The organism is Acidimicrobiales bacterium, from assembly GCA_036378675.1.
Classification (GTDB): domain Bacteria; phylum Actinomycetota; class Acidimicrobiia; order Acidimicrobiales; family Palsa-688; genus DASUWA01.
The window spans coordinates 1-16,966 of record DASUWA010000060.1 but is presented as its reverse complement, the minus strand read 5'-3'; the positions used below and the strand labels follow the sequence as shown (position 1 = coordinate 16,966).

The window sequence follows — 16,966 nt, the reverse complement described above, 5'->3', positions numbered from 1 at the left end:
CGCTCGACCGTACGGGAGCACTCCAGAGTCGAATAGGGCCGAATGTCACACCCTGAGCCTGGAAGACTCTTCAAGTTGAGCCCATCGTCACTACCCGGGCCCACCGAGTGGAGCCACGGTCATAGGTGACCGATCTTGGTCACCTATGTGGAAGTAGAAGTGAAGTCGGTGAGTTAACGAACCCGCCGCCGCTCGGAAATCCTCGCCGCGTAAGCGGCGGCCTCCGAGCGGCGGGCCATGCCCAACTTGGCAAGAAGATGAGACACGTAGTTCTTCACCGTCTTCTCGGCGAGAAACATTCCATCAGCTATCTCACGGTTGGTTCGGCCCTCGGAGATCAGATCGAGGATTCGCCTCTCTTGGGGAGTGAGATCTGACAGGGGATCGTCTTCAGGCGGGGGATTCCGCAGACGCTCGAGCACTCTGGCGGTAACCGCGCTATCGAGCAAGCTTTCCCCGTTCGCTACCCGGCGTATGGCCTGCAAGAGATCGGTCCCACGGATCTGCTTGAGCACGTAGCCCGACGCTCCCGCCATGATCGACGCGAACAGAGCTTCATCGTCGGCGAAACTGGTCAGCATGATGCAGGCGACCTCGGGGTGCCCGGATCGAATCTCCCGGCAGACCTCGACGCCCGAGGCTCCATCCCCCAGCCTGACGTCCAACACGGCCACATCGGGTCGGGTTTGCGGGATCTTTTCCAAGGCTTCGTCTGCATCGGAAGCCTCCCCGACCACCACCACCGACGGCTCGGTGTAGAGAAGGTCCCTGATGCCGCGGCGGACCAGCTCGTGATCATCCAGAAGAAACACGCGGATCACTGCTTCATCTGTCTGACTTCCGTCTACTGTCCCGCACGAATTGCTCATTTAGATCGCCAATCGGCAACTTCACAGTCCGACATAGCGTCATGTTGGCACGCGAGCGGACCGGCGGCATAGGGCCATAAGTCCTAGCGACTCCCGGCAGGGACTTTGTCCCCTATCCAGATGTCTTCGGTCCGGGGATCGTTCAGGTGTGGCATCCACGCCGGCGATTTCGATCTGCACCTTCGACGATGTCCTCGCCGACGGGACCGCGGTGCACGTCCGCCCCATCAGCCCGTCGGACAAAGCCGCCCTCGCCGCCTTCCACGAGGGCCTCTCGCCCGAAAGTGTGTACCGCAGGTTCTTCAACGCCCATCCCCACCTCACGGAGGAGGAGGCGACGAGGTTCACGACCGTCGACTTCCAGAATCGGCTCGCCATGGTGGCGATCATCGATGGAAAGCTCGTCGCGGTCGCCCGGTTCGACCGGATCAACTTGACCGACACCGCCGAGGTGGCATTCGTCGTGGCCGACGCCTACCAAGGCCGCGGGTTGGGAACCTTGCTGCTCAAGGCCCTTGTTTGCGCGGGCCGCGAGCTCGGGATACGCAGGTTCGTGGCAGACACCCTGTCCACCAACCAGCCGATGAGAGACGTGTTCCGTGGTGGCGGCTTTCAGCTATCCCAATCCTTTCGAGACGGTGTCGTCCACGTGGAATTTCCGATCGCAGAACGGCGGGCATGAACCCCCGGCCTGGTTCGCCGCCGCCCCGAGCAGGAGGTTGATCAACCGAACCATGCATCGGTGGGAATCGCTACCTTGATCCTCAACGCGGACAGCCACACGTCCGGTTTGGCCGCTTGCAACAGAGCGGCCGAGATCTCTCGGATCGAAAGGACGCCGTCCGACCCGTCATGGAGCTCGACAATCAAATGGCGAACGTCCTCGTTCAACATCAAGGCTGCTGCGTCGACGATATCCGTGTCGGAAGGAACCGATACGGGAGATACTGTCGCGACCTCATCGATCCGGACATCAGAGGGACAGTCCGACGCCACCGCAGCGACGAGATCGTGCTCGGTGACTATCGAGCCGTGCCCCGTCCCGACCAACACGGCGGAAACCCCGTTGGCCCACATGATTTGAGCGACGTGGGTGATCGAGTCGTCTCGCGACACGTGCACCGCTGGGCGGCTGACCAAATCGCCGACTGGTGAGTGCAGATGGGTTACGGACAAGGTCATATGTACATCAAACCTCCCCTCGCTTGCGATGAACAGTGTCGAAGGACCTATTACAAAGGCTTTCCATTTTTCATGCCACCCACCGACGCGGCTTAGAGCGGCGATACCCGCCGGCCACTGATGCCCCTCGGGGTGATCCGTACGAGAAACTCTTTCGGTCCTGCCCACGGCTGACAACCAAGCGGTCGCTCAGCGGACTCGAGTTGGGTTGCGTCCCGCGAGGAGCCGTGGATCACCACACTCCAGCCGCTCTTGGACACCGGATCCAGCGAGTCTGCTTCGAAGGCGACCTCACCGACTTTCGCGCCGGTGTACTTACGCCCAACGTTCGTCCGGAAGATGATCGCGTCCCCGTCGATCGCGTAGTTCACGGGAAAGATCTCCACTTGTCCCTCAAGCGCAAAAGCGACACGCCCAATGGACTGCGTGGCGAGCATTTCCCAGCAGTCGCTTTCGGAGACGATTTGGGCACCTCCGAGAAGATCCAACGCTCTCATTGACTAACCCTCCCAACGACCAAATGCCGGCTGCTCTGAGTACAGGCAAAGAGGCGTTCCGGAAGGTCGTCGAGCTCTTCCGGAATCTCGAGGTAGTCGGCCGCCCCCTCTTGTAGCGCTGCGTAGCGCAGATAAGGGACACTGGTGGAAGCCACCACGACAATGCTCCGATCCGGGTGTCGGACGCGTAATCGGCTCATTACCCCCAAGACTCCAAGGCCCGGCAGCCTCAGGTCCAGCAAGACGAGGTCGTAGCCAACCGACAGTGCCAAGACACCGTCGCCGTCTGAGGTTTCAGCAACCACCGCGAATCGCCTATCCCGCCGCAGCTTCGAACGAAGCAGCATGCGGAGGCTCGGGCTGCTCGAAGCCACGAGTACACGCATTTGCCTAGTGGGCACTTCTTGAATCACGAGACGACTTTGAAAGAGATGAGTCTGCGCTCTGCAGAGCCGACCGTCACAGCATCAAGGGACCATCGGCAGCAAATCCGGACAATCTCGTATAAACCAGACTGACTCGCTTCCGAAGGTCCTTACGGCCAGCGAAATGCTCGGTTCCATCCGGTCTGCAGTCGGTCCTGCATATGCTCGGCTGGTGCCCCTCGATCACCGGGAACTCCCCGAGGTATTGCTAGCCAGCTTGCCCGACGCGGCCCTAGTGGTCGGCCCCAACGGGAGGATCGAGATGGCCGGTCCTCGAGTCGAAGGCCTGTTCGGTTACCAACCTAGCGAGCTCGTCGGCGAGCAAATCGAGACCCTGATTCCGGAGCACCTTCGAAATGCCCACACGGGGCATAGGACCACATACATCGCATCGCCCAGCGCACGCACGATGGGTTCAGGCCTCGAGCTCCAGGGTCGCCGCAAAGACGGGAGCACCGTTCCCGTCGACGTCAGCCTGTCGCCCGTAATCATCAATGACCAGACGTTCGTTGCAGCGTTCGTCCGTGATGCCACTGAGCGGCGACGCCGTGAGGACCTTCTGCGTTTCGTCAACGAGATCGCCCGGGTGCTGCTGGCCGCCCAGGGTGGCAGCAGCACGCTCAACCTGACATCCAGCCGCGCCCTTCATCTAGCTGAGGCGGACGCTTCATGGGTCGTGCTACCCCGCGGCGGGGCACTGGTGGTCGCAGCCGCAGAAGGGGAAAGATGCCAAGACCTGATCGGTGCCGAACTGTCGCTCGAGTCAAGCATCTCCGCTCGAGCGATTGCCCAGGGTGCTTCGATCTTGATCGAGGACATGTCGTCGGATCCGGACGTCCTCCCCGAAGCCCGGGTCCTCGAGTTGGGATCGGGGATGTACGTCCCCATGATTTCCGAAGAAGGTGCCTACGGCATCCTTGTCGTGGCTCGGAGAAGGGGATCCAGGCCGTTCAGCCGTGCCGACGCTCAGATATTGGGCGTATACGCATCGGCTGCTTCGATCATGCTGACTCTGGGAGAAGCTAGACGCGAACTCGATCAGCTCAGGTTGGTCGCCGAGCACGAAAGGATCGCCCGGGACCTGCATGACAATGTTATCCAGCGGCTCTTTGCGATCGGGCTGTCGCTTCAAGGCGTCCAGCCGCTTAGCGATGGAGTGGTCGAGGATCGGATCGGCGGTTCCGTAGAAGCCATCGACGAGGTGATCCGGGAAATTCGCGAGACGATCTTTGAGCTGAATCGGCCTGGAAACACTGGAATGCGCTCCGAGCTCAAACGGCTTGTCGCAGACGTTTCGGGCAAGTTCGGCATCAAACCTGCGCTGCAGTTCCAGGGGCCAGTTGACTCGATTGTGGGCGACGAGCTCGCGTCACATTTGCTGTCGGTAACCAGAGAAGCCTTGTCGAATGCTGCCCGGCACGGAGGAGCAACCTCGGTGGAAGTCACTCTCTCTGCCTCTGCGGAGGCGGTGTCCCTGAGAGTTCGCGACGACGGCAAAGGGTTCCCCGACCATCTCGAGCAAGGGCGCGGCCTTTCAAACATGGATGACAGGGCGAGACTTCTTGGGGGGACTTTCCGAATCGTCTCATCAGACGAAAGCGGAAGTCTGATCGAATGGGAGGTCCCGACCCCCGCCTGACGCCCGTTAACCGGCGAGAACCACCGAAGTGAGCTTCACCCCGATCGCGCCCGTGACCTACGACGCATTTTCCGCACTCGCATCCGAGCGCCCGGAGAAGGTTCTGGCAGGTAAGGGCCGTTCGACCCTCCCGCAACGAGGACGCGACCTCCAAATTGGCTACAGGAACAAGGAGGCGCTATGAGCCAGTGCCACGACGTCTACGAATACCGCACTTCCCTACCTGACCACCTGCCGATACTGGTCCGGGATGTGATGTCGACCGATCCGATCGCGGTGGAGCCAACCGCCACGGTGAAGGAGATGGCCGAGATCCTTCTTCGGAAAGATGTTCGATCGGTGCCCGTGGTGGATATCGGCGGTCTGCTGGTGGGAGTGGTCAGCGAGGCCGATCTCGTCAGCCGAGAGGGCTTCCCAAGCGTCCGGTCGCACCACTTGGCCGAGCTCATAGAAGGGACTCTCGCCGAGCACCGCCATCACTGGAGCAGCAGAGCCGGCGGTCTGACGGCAGGCGAGATCATGACAAGAGACGTGGTGACCTGCGCGCCCGACGAGGCGCTGCCTGTCGTTACCCGTCGAATGCTCGTTCGCGATGTACGGATGCTTCCGGTCGTGCAGGACGGAAAGCTGATCGGGATCCTGTCCCGTCATGATCTGCTTCGCCTCTTCGACCGACCTGACACGGAGGTCAGGTCACGCATCGCGGAACTTCTCAGCAGCCCGTTGTGGGGACCGGAAGGCCATCACGTGGATCCGCTGGTCCTCGACGGCGTCGTAACACTTCGGGGTACCGTGCTCTACCCGAGCGATCTGCGGTACATGAGCTCGATAGTCGCCCAGGTTCCCGGTGTAATCGAGGTCGTTAACCAACTGACGGCGGAACACCCCGATCCGAAGCCTTCGTACTTCCGTGACACGGACTGGCGCTAGAGATCAGTTGGGCCCGAACTCGAGCTAACACCGCGAAAACTTCATCCACAGAGTGTCATTTCAGATCAGGAGGCGACAATGAAAGCCCTCGTATATCGCGGTCCGGGCAAGAAAGGCTGGGAGGACGTTCCCATGCCGGAGTTGCAAGGCGACACCGACGTCATCGTGCGAGTGGACGCCGTGACGATCTGCGGAACCGACCTGCACATCTTGAAAGGCGACGTTCCAGAAGTCACAGAGGGCCGAATACTCGGGCACGAGGCGGTTGGGACCGTCGAAGCCGCGGGTTCGTCCGTCCGTAGGGTGAAGACCGGGGATAAGGTGCTGGTTTCTTGCATCAGCTCGTGCGGGACGTGCCGCTTTTGCCGGCAAGGTCGTTACGGCCAGTGCCTTGGTGGCGGTGGTTGGATCCTTGGGCACCTGATCGACGGAACGCAGGCGGAGTACGTGAGAGTGCCGTTCGCCGACACATCGACCTATCCGGCACCGGTCGGGGTGACCGACGAAGCGCTGTTAATGGTCGCCGATATCCTGCCGACCGGCTACGAGGTCGGAGTTCTCAACGGTGGAATTCGTCCCGGAGACGTTGTGGCGGTCGTTGGAGCGGGGCCTATAGGGCTTTCGAGCATCATGGGCGCCCGGTTGTACAGCCCTTCGCACATCATCGCGATCGACCTTGCCGCCTCCCGGCTCGAAGCTGCGAAGCAGTTCGGAGCCGATGTTACGGTAAACAACACCACCGAGAATCCGATGGACGTCATTCGTGAGCTAACTGACGGCCTCGGTGCCGATGTCTCCATCGAAGCAGTTGGCGTGCCCGCAACCTTCGAGCTCGCTGCCTCTCTCGTCCGCCCGGGGGGCAACGTGGCCAATATTGGCGTCCACGGCGAGCCAGCGACACTGCACCTCGAACAACTTTGGATCAGAGACGTGACGATCACCACCGGCCTGGTCGACACCTACTCGACTCCTACCTTTCTCCGGCTGCTCCAGGGCCACCAGCTCGACGCCGACCGCTTCGTTACTCATCACTTCGCGATGGACGAATTCGAGCGGGCGTACGATGTCTTCGCCGACGCAGGCAATTCCGGTGCCCTGAAGGTGAGCATCACACGCCGTTAAAGCGGTGCGCCTCCGCTCCAGAGTCGATCGCGGGCAGCGTCAAACGATAAGCTGAACACGGCTGAATACGTAGGCGCCCGCCGACGTATTCGAGTGAAGCCGCCGCAATCTCAACAAGGGAACAGGCCGAGTTGACGAGCCTCCTTGGCAAGCTGGTCCCTCGTCGAGGGATGGGCAATCCCAATAAGGGCGCGGGCCCGGTCGGCTAACGATCGCCCGCGGAGCTCGGCGACGCCCCACTCGGTCACCACGTGATCGACGGTGTTCTTGAGCGTCGTAACCACCGACCCTTCGCTGAGGCAGGAGCGGATGCGCCCGCGTCCGTCATGGGTAGTGGACCGAAGCACCACGAACGCCTTCCCCCGTTCGCTGTACATGGCGCCGCGGGCGAAGTCCGCCTGGCCTCCGCTACCCGACCAGTATCTACCGTTCACCGTCTCTGATGCGCACTGACCGAACAGATCCACTTCCGTGGTCGAGTTGATCGACACGAACTGGGGTTCCTGCCCGATGACCCGCGGGTCGTTCACCCAATCGACCGGGAGGAGTTCGACCGCGGCATTCTGGTGGAGCCAACGGTAGAGGTCGCGGCTCCCGAGACAGAACGTTGCGACGACCTTGTGACGTCTGAGGTGCTTGCGGGTACCAGTGACAACGCCTGACTCGACCAGTTTCATCACCCCGTCCGAAAGCAACTCGGTGTGGACGCCCAGGTGCTTGTGCCCCGACAGCGCTTCCAGCACCCCCGCCGTCGACGATCCGATACCGATCTGGATTGTCGATCCGTCCTGGATTCGCTCGGCTACGAACTCTCCGATCTTGCAGTCCTCCGGAGAGGGCCGGGCTTGAGCAACGTCGGTGAGACCTCGGTCCCCGATGCACCAGCCGGCGAGCTGGCTGGCATGAAGTTGGTTCTCACCATAGGTTCGCGGCATCCCTCGGTCCACCTCCAGGTAGAAGGGGACACGTCCGATGAGCGACGCGGTGTAGTCAGCGTTGGTCCCAAGACTGAAGTAGCCGTGCCTGTCGGGCGGGGAAGCTCGAGCCATCACGAGTGAGCACCGCGTCCAGTTGTGCAGTAGTGCTGGGACCTCGGAGAAGTGGCTGGGCACAAGTTCGCAGCCGCAGTGCAGGTAGGCATCGCGAGTGGCAGGAGAAAGGAAGTAGCTGACGTGGCGAAGGTGATTGCCGAACTCGCCACGGATGTACCTCCTCTCCTGCATCGCGTGCATCTGGTGGATCCGCACTCCATTGAGACGGCTGGCGTGGTTCTCCAGCACATCCAGCAGCGTCGGTGGCTCGCCGTTGGCCAGTGGGACGATGATGTCGGCGTCGGTCGACACGAACCGCAACACGTCGGACGGCTCGCTGCTGGCTGGCATGTCGGACCGGTGCACCGACCTAGCTTGCACCTTGCGATCGACAGCCGCCATAGGGTCCTTTGACCCTATGCCCTGCTTCTCTGCGTCGATCAGACTGAGAGCAGGTAGCAAGGAGAGAGCGGATGCGAACTCCAGACGTTGAAACGATTGCTTTTGACAGCCACTCGAGTCGGACCGTCTGCACTGTCACAGTCCGAGTCCCAATCGGGTGACGGTGTCTTTCACGAAGGTGGGGGTGGTCTGGTCGATGAATGCCAGGATCCACGCGTCGTTGCCGACCAGATAACGCGCTCGGGCCATGCGGGTCGACATGGAGTGCGCGATGACCTTGGCCACCGTGTTCGGGTTCCCCATGAAAGGTTGCGCCAGCCGTGTCAAAAGCAGCTCCCGCTTGTAGGCCTGCGTGTAGCGGGACCCTTCATGACGCGCCAATGCCTCCTGGTTGTCCTCCCATATGCCAGTTCGGAAACCCCCAGGTTCCACCAAGATGACCTTCACACCACTCGATGCCACCTCAATCCGTAGGGCGTCGCTTACCGCTTCGAGGGCGTGCTTGCACGCTTGATACCAACCGGTGAGCGGCGTGGTGGTGCGACCGTAGATAGAAGAGACGTTCACGATCCGGCCGGCACCGTTGCGACGCATCGCCGGCAGAGCCAGTCGGGCCAGCCGCATGGGCGCCACAGTCATGGTCTCGAGCTGCCGGCGCACGTCTTCATCCGAGGTGTCCTCGACGGCGCCGGTATTGCTGTAGCCGGCGTTGTTCACCAGCCCATACAACTCCAAGCCGCTGACTACCTCGGCGCATGCATCGGGATCGGTGACGTCGAGGATCGCAGGCTCTACGGTTACACCGGCCTCTGACGCAGCCCGGCGCAAGACCTCCGCTTTTTCACCGCTACGTACCGTCCCTATGGACCGATAGCCCCTCCGGGCCACCTCGATAGCGGTCTGGAGGCCTATACCCGAGTTGGCTCCTGTGGTGAGCACCACGCCCTTGGTCATGATCGGATGGTGCCACGGGCGTAGTGCGAGCGTCGACCGCCGGCCAGCCTCCGCCCAAGGAATGACGGGGCTTTGGACTCTGGTCAACCCCCGTTCGAAGTAGTAGAAGCAACTTGTAGGAGCGATCTACTAGGGAGGGGGCATCATGCTGGAGCCTACGGTCGATCACATTGGGCCTGTTGCTAGCGACTTCGAGGACATCGAGTGGGAGTTGTGCTGCTCGACCCGCGAAGCCGGAGTTGGGTACATCCTGTTCGCGAGCGCCGACCGTGTATTGCCCGTCCCAAGACCGCTGGACACCAACACCAGCACGAAGCCCTGGGCGGCCGCGTAAGACTCTGTCCGCCGGTTCTGTCCGCCAGTTCTGATCAGGGCCGTGTTGCCCGGTGGCGCAACGAGTACTTCCATGTCCTCGCCAACCGGGTTGTCGGTCGCAGGTCGGCATCGCTTATTGGCCGGCGACACCCCTGAGGTGACCGACGACATGATGCCTGCCCATCTACGACGTCCTAGACGCGTCCCCTGTTTGCTCTAAGGTGCTTGGGACAGAAGAGGGCAGGTCAGACGCACAAAGCGCCTCTAGCTCAACGGCAGAGCAACGGACTCTTAATCCGCAGGTTCCGGGTTCGAATCCCGGGGGGCGCACCCGATTCGACCAGGAAAAGTGCTGGTAGAGACCCATTTTCTGCCCAAGACGCGATGAGGTAGTCGTGTTCTTTGAATTTGCCCTTCACCCAACTACCCCTTGGACTGCCCCTTTTACTACCCCCTTGTTCGCGCTTGAAGAGGAAGTGCGCGCGGCGGGCTTAGCAAAGGAACGGTGAACGATGGACCTCGCACCTGAGGGCTTCGAGGGCAGGCCGGCGCGTCGGCTTGAATTCCACGAAACCGATCTACCGACCGACAGTCGTTCGGTGACATCCGCGGCTCGGCGATGGAGGGCCACCTGAGTCAGGTCGCTAGCGAGGAGTCCGACCTGAACTTATCGAATGGGCCTTTCGGCCCTGTCGCCAACGCGCCTCTTGCACCGAGAATCATGTGAGCCGATCAAGGGGGTAGGCCATGGGCCGAACCGGAACCCCCACCGTGGTGATGCGGGACGGGAAGATCGCGGTCGACAACCTCTACTACGACAATCTGGCCGTCGCCGCTCAGCTAGGGCTCCTTCCGCAAAACGTTACCGCAACAGCCTGAGAGGAGACCAAGGATGCTGACGATGAAGGAAGCGGCTACCGAGTTTCTTTCCAACAAGCGCATCGCCGTGACGGGCGTTTCGCGAAAAGGCAAGGAACACGGGGCCAACACGGTGTTCAAGCGGCTGCAGGACCGCGGCTACGAGGTCTTCGCGGTCAACCCCAACACCGATGAGGTCGCGGGTGCGCGCAGCTATCACGACCTGAAGAGCATCCCCGGTGGAGTCGACGCTGTCGTCATCGCCACCGCATCCTCCAGGGCAGAGGACACGATGCGTGAGTGCGACGAGCTCGGCATCAAGCACGTGTGGATGCATCGGGGCCCTGGTCGGGGCAGCGTCAGCGACGCCGCCACCGCCTACGGGCGTAAGCAGGGAATCACCGTCATCGACGGTGGCTGCCCATGCATGTTCGACCCGACCGCAGACTTCGGCCACAAGGTTATGCGCGTGGTCTACCGCCGACGAATGCCGAAGACAGTCTGACTCGGAGGGGAGCAACCATGGAAAACCTGGAAGTCATCGCTCGCTTCAAGATCCGTCCGGGTCAACTCGAAGGATTCGGGTCTCAAGCAGCCGACATGTTGCGACTTACCCGAGGGCAAGACAGGCACACGCTTCGTTGCGATTTCTTCATCAACGAGCGGCCTTTGACAACCCCACCAACTTCGTGCGGGTAATCGCCGACACCATCAAGCACTGAACCGTCTGTTGTTTCCCTATCCGAAGGTTGCGCGATTCATCCCCCAACGCCGGCTCACGGGCGCTTCTAACTCTCCTACCTTGGTGGTAGACTTTCCGCACGCCCAGAGGAAAGCCTTCGCCGAAGTTGGCGATCACTGTCGACCCGGAGGTTCATGAGCGGGTTGTAGCCGCGGCCGCCGAGGAGGGGTTGAGCGTGTCCGCATGGATGACGGCCGCGGCGCGCCGGGCTCTTCTCCTGCGAGATGGTCTGGCTGCGGTTGCCGAATGGGAGGCTGAGCACGGCCCGCTGACGGACTCCGAGCTGCGATCGGCGCGCGAACGCATCGCCGACGAGATCCGTGGCTCGAGTAAACGTCGATCGGCATGAGCGTCGTCTACGACGCAGGTCTCTTGGTTGCCGCCGACCTCAACGACCGCGACGTCTGGGCTGACCACCGTGTTCGCCTCGAAGTGGGCGTTGTTCCAGTGACGACTGCGCCGGTAGTCGCCCAAGTGAGCCGTTCACCACGCCAGGTGCAGCTGCGGAGGATCCTTCGCGGCTGCGACATCGTCGGTTTCACCAGGGACGAACCTCACGAGGTAGGCGCGCTGCTCTCCCGGGCCAGAGCCTCTGACGTTGTCGACGCACACGTTGTACTGACCGCGGATCGCGGTCGGTCGACCGTGCTGACCTCTGACGAGCAGGATCTTCAACGGCTTTCCGATTGCCTCCCTGAGCCGATCGTCGTTCAGTCGGTCGTGGCCGGGCGACGACGAAGGCGTCCATAGAAGCACTGGCAGGTATCACCAAATACTCGCCGGGAGCATCCCCAGTTTGTGCAGCCGAACCTGAACGGCAACGGGTCAACCTCACTGCATTTCGGCGGGGGAGCTATCGCCAATATCGCGACCCAGGACATCTGTCCGCTCAACGTCGCCGACCATTTGGCCTACTACTACGACCCCGTCGCCTACGCCTTGGCCGTCACTTACACCGCGCACCTGTACAACGCGATCTTCGTCGATCGCCTCCACAACGTGCCTGGGACCACAGCCGAGCCACCACTCAAGTGCTACGTCACTGCGATCTGCCAAGGGATGTCACCGAAAAGCCCACGTTGACCGTCGCTGTGACAACCACCTCCATATGGGCGAAACAGCGGGAAGGAAGGACACAACACGACCAAAAGGTCATCACTTCCCAGTGCTCGTCATATGATAATGCCGAACCGCTTGCTGGTCAGCTGGGTGGCTCGCCTTGAGCGTAGGGGTCGCGTGCCCAGTACGATCTTCGTGCCCGAGAACGGGGGAACCGGTATGGCGCAGTCGGTGTGTGTCGTCGGGGGCGGTGCGAGCGCGCTCGGTCTGGTGTGGTCGATCGCGAAGGCGAAGCAGCAAGGCAAGTTCAGCGACGAGCTGGAGATCACCATCCTGCACAGCGACCCACAGCTTGGCGGCCATTCGGCGTCGGTGGCGGTGCCATACCAGGGCCAAAACGTGATGCTTGATCTGGGCGTGCAGATGATCGCCCCCGCCATGTACCCCAATCTCGTGTCGATGCTCGAGTTGCCGGAGTTCGCTGGGGTCGAGCTTCAGCCGGTGCCGCTGAAGATCACGTGCGCGTTTCCCCCTGTCGGCGGTGCCACCCCGTACTGGGGCAACTTCGCCGACGACCAGAGCACCCCGCTGTGGCAGCAAGGCGCCGTCGATTGCTCGACGTTCGAGCGCCTCCTGTCGCTCGACCGATATTTGCCGATCGCGATGTCCGACTTCCTCAGCGCCAACAGCTCCGAGTTCCGCGATCTCCAGCTGTTCGAGAACTACTTCCTCGATCCGTACATGAGCATCATGAACGGCTACGGGAGCGCCCTGCTCGACCAGCTCTACGTCCCCGAAGTGGCCTTCCTGTTCGACAACAGCTACGCCAGCTTCACAAACTGGTCGAGCGACTTCGCCCGGTTCAAGGATGGGTCGGTAGCGTGGATCAACGCCATGCAGGCCTTCGCAATGGGCCAGCTCGGCAGCGACCTGACGATCGACTGCAACGTCACCGCGACCCAGGTCTATCCCGCCGGCGACCAGGTCGAAGTGACGTGGAGCCACAACTTGAGCGGGGTCGAAGAAGGCGCGCTGTTCGACATGGTGGTCATCACCGTCGACCAGGCGACGTGCGGCCAGCTCCTCGACAACTCCGCCAACCAGCAAAGCGGGCTCTGGTCGTTCTTCGAGCAGTACGTCGGGCAGTCCGTCTGGAACCTGCAACCCGGGTACTGCTACTTACACCAGGACGAATCGATCCTGGCCCCTGGCATCGTCGCTGCGGGCGAGGAGACGCTCCAGTTCACCGCCTATTGGGCCACCCAACAATCACCGTACGACCTCACCTACTCGTTCACTACCTACATCGAGAGCAACCTTGTCGGGATCGAGGACCCTGCGTTCAACTACTACCTCACCATGTACGGGTTCGACCCGACCCAGCCGTCTCCGGTGCCGGTGCCCATCCCGTCCAACCCAATCCAGCCCACGCCGATGAACTGGACCCACGGCATGTGGATGCCGATGTTCTCCTTCCACGCCAAGGAGACGTTCCACCAGGCTCAGAGCGTGAGCCCCATCCGCCAGCCGCTGGACGGTCAGCGGCGCACCAACATCTTCTTTGCCGGCAACAACCTCACCATGGACTCGGAGGAGGGCGCGCTGGTGTCGGGGCTGGCAATAGCCGAATACGTCTTCGGGATCCCCGTCGCCGATCTGATCACCGAGGTTTCCCACAGCGCGCTGTCCCGCGCCATGTACCTGGCGTTGTTCGAGCTCATGTTCCCCGGGATCGTGGACGCGTCGTCGAGCACGGTCCCGTTACTGGCCGCCATGCAACGACGGCCGTGACGGAACCGCCGTCCCCAGGGAGCGGCGCCGACCGCGCACCAGGTGAGCGGCGACAGATCACGGTCATGTTCTGCGACCTCGTCAGCTCGACCGAGCTCGGGTCTCGCCTCGACCCCGAGGACTTTGGCGAAGTCGTCAACCGCTACTACCAGATGTGTTCCGAGGTGATCACCTCGCACGGCGGTTATCTCGCCAACTACCTCGGTGACGGCGTCCTCGCGTACTTCGGATATCCGGCCGCGCAGGAAGACAGCGCGCAGCAGGCCGCACGGGCCGCGCTCGCCGTGCAACGCGCCTCGACGACGGACCCCGAGGGCGAGACGCTGCCGATGCGGATCGGCATCAACACCGGCGTGGTCATGGTGGACGACGTCGGCGGCAACGCCCAAGCGGGTCGCATCGCCCTCGGCGGGCCGATGAACGTGGCCGCTCGCGTCGAGAGCCTCGCCCAACCTGGCGAGGTGTTGGCCACCGAGACGACATACCGGCTGATCGAGGGCGCCTTTCAGCTCACTGACCGGGGCTCGCATCAGGTGAAGGGGCTCGCCGAACCGATTCGCGTATACCGCGTCGATGCCGAGGTGCCCCGCGGTCGGGGTCGCAGGGTCCGACCGCGCGCATCGACGTTCGTTGGCCGGCGTTCGGAGCTGGAGGCGCTCGCCTCGGCGTGGAGCGCGGCCCGGACCGGCCACGGTCAGGTGGTGGTGATCGAGGGTGAGCCCGGCATCGGCAAGTCTCGCCTCGTCGCCGAGTTCGGTCTGGATCTGGCGAGCGGGCCGCCCGGCGAATGGATCCAGGTCGACACCTCCCCCCTGCTCGATCGCACGCCGTTCGGGCTCATACGGGACGTGCTCTCCGAGATCGCCGCGGTGCCTGACGTGGCCGGCCTCCTTGACGGCGAGGGGCAGCCGGGGCTGTCGCTCAACCCCGAGCAGCGGCGCAAGCAGGTCATCGCCCGGCTGACGAGCAGCATCCTGGCATCGGCGGACCGCGCGCCAGCAGCGCTGGTCATCGAAGACCTCCACTGGGCCGACCCGACGTCGGTCGAAGTCCTCGCCGCCGTGCTCGAAGAGTCGGCACGCAAGCCGTTGCTCGTCGTGTTCACGGTGCGGCCGGGGTTCGTGTTCCCGTGGCCGCAGCCGGCAAACCACCGCCGGCTGGTCCTGCCGCGCCTGTCCCCGCCTGACACGGCCGCCATCATCCGCAGCGTGATCGGCGACGCACCGGCCGCCGACGTGGTCGAGAGCGTTGTTAGCCGTTCGGATGGTGTCCCCCTCTTCGCTGAAGAGCTGGCCAAGAAGATGGGGGAGGATCCCGGTGTCCAGCGCGCCGTGCCGCTCACGCTCTACGACGTGCTCATGACGCGGATCGACGGGCTAGGGCCGGCCAAGCGAGTGGCCCAGATCGCAGCAGTCATCGGCCGGGACTTCGACGCGCCGCTCCTCGAGGCCGTCGCCGAGCTCCCGTCCGATGAGGTGGACCGCGCGCTGGCGCGGCTGTCCGACCTTGATATCGCCGCCGACCGCGGAAACGGGTCCTACCGTTTTCGCCACGCCTTGATCCAGGAAGCGGCGTACGACTCCCTCCTGCGGCGGGACAGGGTCGACATCCACCGCCGCATCGCGGAAGAACTCACCTGTGATATCGCACCGTACGAGGTCGTCGCCCACCACCTGACCGAGGCAAACGAGCTGGAGCGAGCTGCGGTGGCATGGCAGGAGGCGGCCCGGAGGGCGGCTGCTCGCTCGTCGCACGTCGAGGCTGTCGCCCACTCGCGCTTGGCGTTGGACCTCCTGGCTCGGCTCCCGGACAACCCGTCCCGTGCGCAAAGCGAGCTGGTCTCCGCGATGCGCATACACGCCTCGCTGCAAATCACGAAGGGCTTCGGCGCGCCCGAGACAATGCAATCGGCGGAGCAAGCGCGGGCATTGACCGAGCGGCTTGACGATGACCGCGCCCGGGTAAAGGCGCTCTACGGCCTGTGGTCCGCGACGCTCAGCGCCGGACGGCTCAGCCAAGCCCACGACCTCGCGATGCACCTGATGTCGGTCGCCGAAGGGACGGGCGATGAGACGTTGATCATGCTGGCCGACTGTGCTCAAGCGGGCGCGCTCCTCAACCTGGCCGACCTTGCAGGCGCCATCTTCCACGCCCGCCGCGTCCTCGACCTGGGCGGCTCTGGACCAAAGCAGGTCATGGCCGCCCTCTACGGGGCGGCCGCAGCCAGCGTGATGGGGCGCATCCGGCTGGCTCGGAAATGGACCGCACAGCTTCGTGAGTGGGCGGACTCGCCAAGCTCGAGCCCGATCGTCACGATCCTTGCTATGCAAGCCGCGCTGGTGCCGGCAGTCTGGCTCCGAGAGTTCGAAGAGGTGGAGATCAACGCCACGCGGTTGCGCGAATACGGGCTGGCGCTCGACCTACCGATCTTCACCGCGTGGGCCGATATCTACGGCGGCTGGGCCTTGGCCCATCGCGGCGACCCGAACGGAGGGGCGTCCCGCGTGGAAGAAGGTGTCACCATCCACATCGGCATGGACCAGCTGCTGGGCATCAACCACTCGCTGGGTCTGCTCGCGGAGGCGCAGCTGCTCGCCGGCAAGTGCGATCAAGGATTGGACGCGCTCCGTCGGGCCGAGGCCTACGACGAGCTGGCGGTCCAACGCCAGCACACTCTCGAGCTGCACCGTTTGCGCGGCTTGCTCTCCTCAGCCATGGGCGGGAAGGACTACGAGGTGGAGTACTTCCTGCGCGCCTCCCTCGGCGAGGCCACCGACATCGACGCCCGGCTCTTGGTGTTGCGTACATCGACAGACCTGGCCCGCTGGCTCGCGGATCACCATCGGCGGGACGAGGCCCGTGCGCTGCTGGTGTCGGCTCTGGAGGCGGTCGATCAAGAGGAGCAGGCGGACATCGCCGATGCCGAGATGGTGCTCGCGGCCCTGGCTCCGTAGCGCCCGTCACCCGCATTCGGTCGCGACGCGATGTTCCCTCCGCTGACCGTCGACGCCGTGATCACCAACCTGCCGACTCACGCCGAGCACTTCATGACCCCGCCCTACCACCCTTCGGTCCCGTCCCAATCCCAGCTGGGCAGCGGAAGGTCGCTCGGCACATCGTCGGGTGTGCTCCATCTGTGATTGAGCATCG

General features: G+C 63.1%; 18 protein-coding genes and 1 tRNA gene. 13 read left to right on the top strand and 6 right to left on the bottom strand.

The window, feature by feature from the left end:
- Positions 1-173 precede the first annotated feature (173 nt).
- Positions 174-812: a response regulator transcription factor gene (locus VFZ97_18930; GenBank protein ID HEX6395515.1), complete on the bottom strand. Its 639-nt coding sequence runs from the start codon at positions 810-812 to the stop codon at positions 174-176.
- Positions 813-1,017: 205 nt separating this feature from the next.
- Here VFZ97_18930 and VFZ97_18925 point away from each other — a divergent pair, with 205 nt between their 5' ends.
- Complete coding sequence (locus VFZ97_18925; GenBank protein HEX6395514.1) at positions 1,018-1,551, top strand: GNAT family N-acetyltransferase; 534 nt, start codon at positions 1,018-1,020, stop codon at positions 1,549-1,551.
- Between the two features lie 41 nt (positions 1,552-1,592).
- Here the strand turns inward: VFZ97_18925 and VFZ97_18920 are convergent, their stop codons facing one another.
- The 3 genes from VFZ97_18920 to VFZ97_18910 form a co-directional block, all read right to left on the bottom strand.
- Positions 1,593-2,051 (bottom strand): CBS domain-containing protein, encoded by a 459-nt coding sequence (locus VFZ97_18920; protein ID HEX6395513.1) that lies wholly within the window; start codon positions 2,049-2,051, stop codon positions 1,593-1,595.
- Positions 2,052-2,143: 92 nt separating this feature from the next.
- Positions 2,144-2,548: a pyridoxamine 5'-phosphate oxidase family protein gene (locus VFZ97_18915; protein ID HEX6395512.1), complete on the bottom strand. Its 405-nt coding sequence runs from the start codon at positions 2,546-2,548 to the stop codon at positions 2,144-2,146.
- Positions 2,545-2,934 (bottom strand): response regulator, encoded by a 390-nt coding sequence (locus VFZ97_18910; GenBank protein HEX6395511.1) that lies wholly within the window; start codon positions 2,932-2,934, stop codon positions 2,545-2,547. The genes VFZ97_18915 and VFZ97_18910 overlap by 4 nt, the downstream gene beginning before the upstream one ends.
- Positions 2,935-3,145: 211 nt before the next feature.
- On the opposite strand from VFZ97_18910, the gene VFZ97_18905 reads away from it, so the two are divergent.
- The 3 genes from VFZ97_18905 (at position 3,146) to VFZ97_18895 (ending at position 6,664) form a co-directional block, all read left to right on the top strand.
- Positions 3,146-4,612 carry a PAS domain S-box protein gene (locus tag VFZ97_18905; protein ID HEX6395510.1) on the top strand — a complete coding sequence of 489 codons (1,467 nt, stop codon included), beginning with the start codon at positions 3,146-3,148 and terminating at the stop codon, positions 4,610-4,612.
- A gap of 180 nt (positions 4,613-4,792) precedes the next feature.
- Entirely contained in the window at positions 4,793-5,542 is a 750-nt protein-coding gene (locus VFZ97_18900; protein HEX6395509.1) for a CBS domain-containing protein, read from the top strand.
- A 78-nt stretch (positions 5,543-5,620) separates the two neighbouring features.
- Positions 5,621-6,664, top strand: coding sequence for a zinc-dependent alcohol dehydrogenase family protein (locus tag VFZ97_18895; GenBank protein HEX6395508.1), 1,044 nt, complete (start codon positions 5,621-5,623; stop codon positions 6,662-6,664).
- A 110-nt stretch (positions 6,665-6,774) separates the two neighbouring features.
- Here the strand turns inward: VFZ97_18895 and VFZ97_18890 are convergent, their stop codons facing one another.
- Both VFZ97_18890 and VFZ97_18885 read right to left on the bottom strand, forming a co-directional pair.
- Positions 6,775-8,097, bottom strand: coding sequence for an acetyl-CoA hydrolase/transferase C-terminal domain-containing protein (locus tag VFZ97_18890; GenBank protein ID HEX6395507.1), 1,323 nt, complete (start codon positions 8,095-8,097; stop codon positions 6,775-6,777).
- 135 nt (positions 8,098-8,232) lie between these two features.
- Entirely contained in the window at positions 8,233-9,051 is an 819-nt protein-coding gene (locus tag VFZ97_18885; GenBank protein ID HEX6395506.1) for an SDR family oxidoreductase, read from the bottom strand.
- 145 nt (positions 9,052-9,196) lie between these two features.
- On the opposite strand from VFZ97_18885, the gene VFZ97_18880 reads away from it, so the two are divergent.
- From VFZ97_18880 to VFZ97_18840, 9 genes are all read left to right on the top strand, one after another.
- Complete coding sequence (locus VFZ97_18880; protein HEX6395505.1) at positions 9,197-9,385, top strand: hypothetical protein; 189 nt, start codon at positions 9,197-9,199, stop codon at positions 9,383-9,385.
- Positions 9,386-9,624: 239 nt separating this feature from the next.
- Positions 9,625-9,696 (top strand) — tRNA-Lys (locus VFZ97_18875).
- 417 nt (positions 9,697-10,113) lie between these two features.
- Positions 10,114-10,245: a hypothetical protein gene (locus VFZ97_18870; GenBank protein HEX6395504.1), complete on the top strand. Its 132-nt coding sequence runs from the start codon at positions 10,114-10,116 to the stop codon at positions 10,243-10,245.
- A 22-nt stretch (positions 10,246-10,267) separates the two neighbouring features.
- Entirely contained in the window at positions 10,268-10,729 is a 462-nt protein-coding gene (locus VFZ97_18865; protein HEX6395503.1) for a CoA-binding protein, read from the top strand.
- A 343-nt stretch (positions 10,730-11,072) separates the two neighbouring features.
- Positions 11,073-11,315 carry a hypothetical protein gene (locus VFZ97_18860; protein HEX6395502.1) on the top strand — a complete coding sequence of 81 codons (243 nt, stop codon included), beginning with the start codon at positions 11,073-11,075 and terminating at the stop codon, positions 11,313-11,315.
- Positions 11,312-11,716, top strand: a complete 405-nt coding sequence (locus VFZ97_18855) for a hypothetical protein (GenBank protein ID HEX6395501.1) — start codon at positions 11,312-11,314, stop codon at positions 11,714-11,716. The genes VFZ97_18860 and VFZ97_18855 overlap by 4 nt, the downstream gene beginning before the upstream one ends.
- Before the next feature lie 48 nt (positions 11,717-11,764).
- Positions 11,765-12,049: a hypothetical protein gene (locus VFZ97_18850; GenBank protein HEX6395500.1), complete on the top strand. Its 285-nt coding sequence runs from the start codon at positions 11,765-11,767 to the stop codon at positions 12,047-12,049.
- A 153-nt stretch (positions 12,050-12,202) separates the two neighbouring features.
- The gene (locus VFZ97_18845) at positions 12,203-13,816 is read left to right on the top strand and encodes an NAD(P)-binding protein (GenBank protein HEX6395499.1); all 1,614 of its coding nucleotides are present in this window, start codon (positions 12,203-12,205) and stop codon (positions 13,814-13,816) included.
- A complete protein-coding gene (locus tag VFZ97_18840) occupies positions 13,813-16,770 on the top strand; it encodes an adenylate/guanylate cyclase domain-containing protein (protein HEX6395498.1) in 2,958 nt (985 codons plus the stop codon). Before VFZ97_18845 ends, VFZ97_18840 begins: the two co-directional genes overlap by 4 nt.
- Positions 16,771-16,966: the final 196 nt, after the last annotated feature.

Excerpts from the sequence above, each read along its gene's own strand:
- VFZ97_18920 (HEX6395513.1), bottom strand. The coding sequence starts at position 2,051 with ATGACCTTGTCCGTAACCCATCTGCACTCACCAGTCGGCGATTTGGTC.
- VFZ97_18915 (HEX6395512.1), bottom strand. The coding sequence starts at position 2,548 with ATGAGAGCGTTGGATCTTCTCGGAGGTGCCCAAATCGTCTCCGAAAGC.
- VFZ97_18910 (HEX6395511.1), bottom strand. The coding sequence starts at position 2,934 with ATGCGTGTACTCGTGGCTTCGAGCAGCCCGAGCCTCCGCATGCTGCTT.
- VFZ97_18900 (HEX6395509.1), top strand. The coding sequence starts at position 4,793 with ATGAGCCAGTGCCACGACGTCTACGAATACCGCACTTCCCTACCTGAC.
- VFZ97_18895 (HEX6395508.1), top strand. The coding sequence starts at position 5,621 with ATGAAAGCCCTCGTATATCGCGGTCCGGGCAAGAAAGGCTGGGAGGAC.
- VFZ97_18890 (HEX6395507.1), bottom strand. The coding sequence starts at position 8,097 with ATGGCGGCTGTCGATCGCAAGGTGCAAGCTAGGTCGGTGCACCGGTCC.
- VFZ97_18885 (HEX6395506.1), bottom strand. The coding sequence starts at position 9,051 with ATGACCAAGGGCGTGGTGCTCACCACAGGAGCCAACTCGGGTATAGGC.
- VFZ97_18880 (HEX6395505.1), top strand. The coding sequence starts at position 9,197 with ATGCTGGAGCCTACGGTCGATCACATTGGGCCTGTTGCTAGCGACTTC.
- VFZ97_18870 (HEX6395504.1), top strand. The coding sequence starts at position 10,114 with ATGGGCCGAACCGGAACCCCCACCGTGGTGATGCGGGACGGGAAGATC.
- VFZ97_18865 (HEX6395503.1), top strand. The coding sequence starts at position 10,268 with ATGAAGGAAGCGGCTACCGAGTTTCTTTCCAACAAGCGCATCGCCGTG.
- VFZ97_18855 (HEX6395501.1), top strand. The coding sequence starts at position 11,312 with ATGAGCGTCGTCTACGACGCAGGTCTCTTGGTTGCCGCCGACCTCAAC.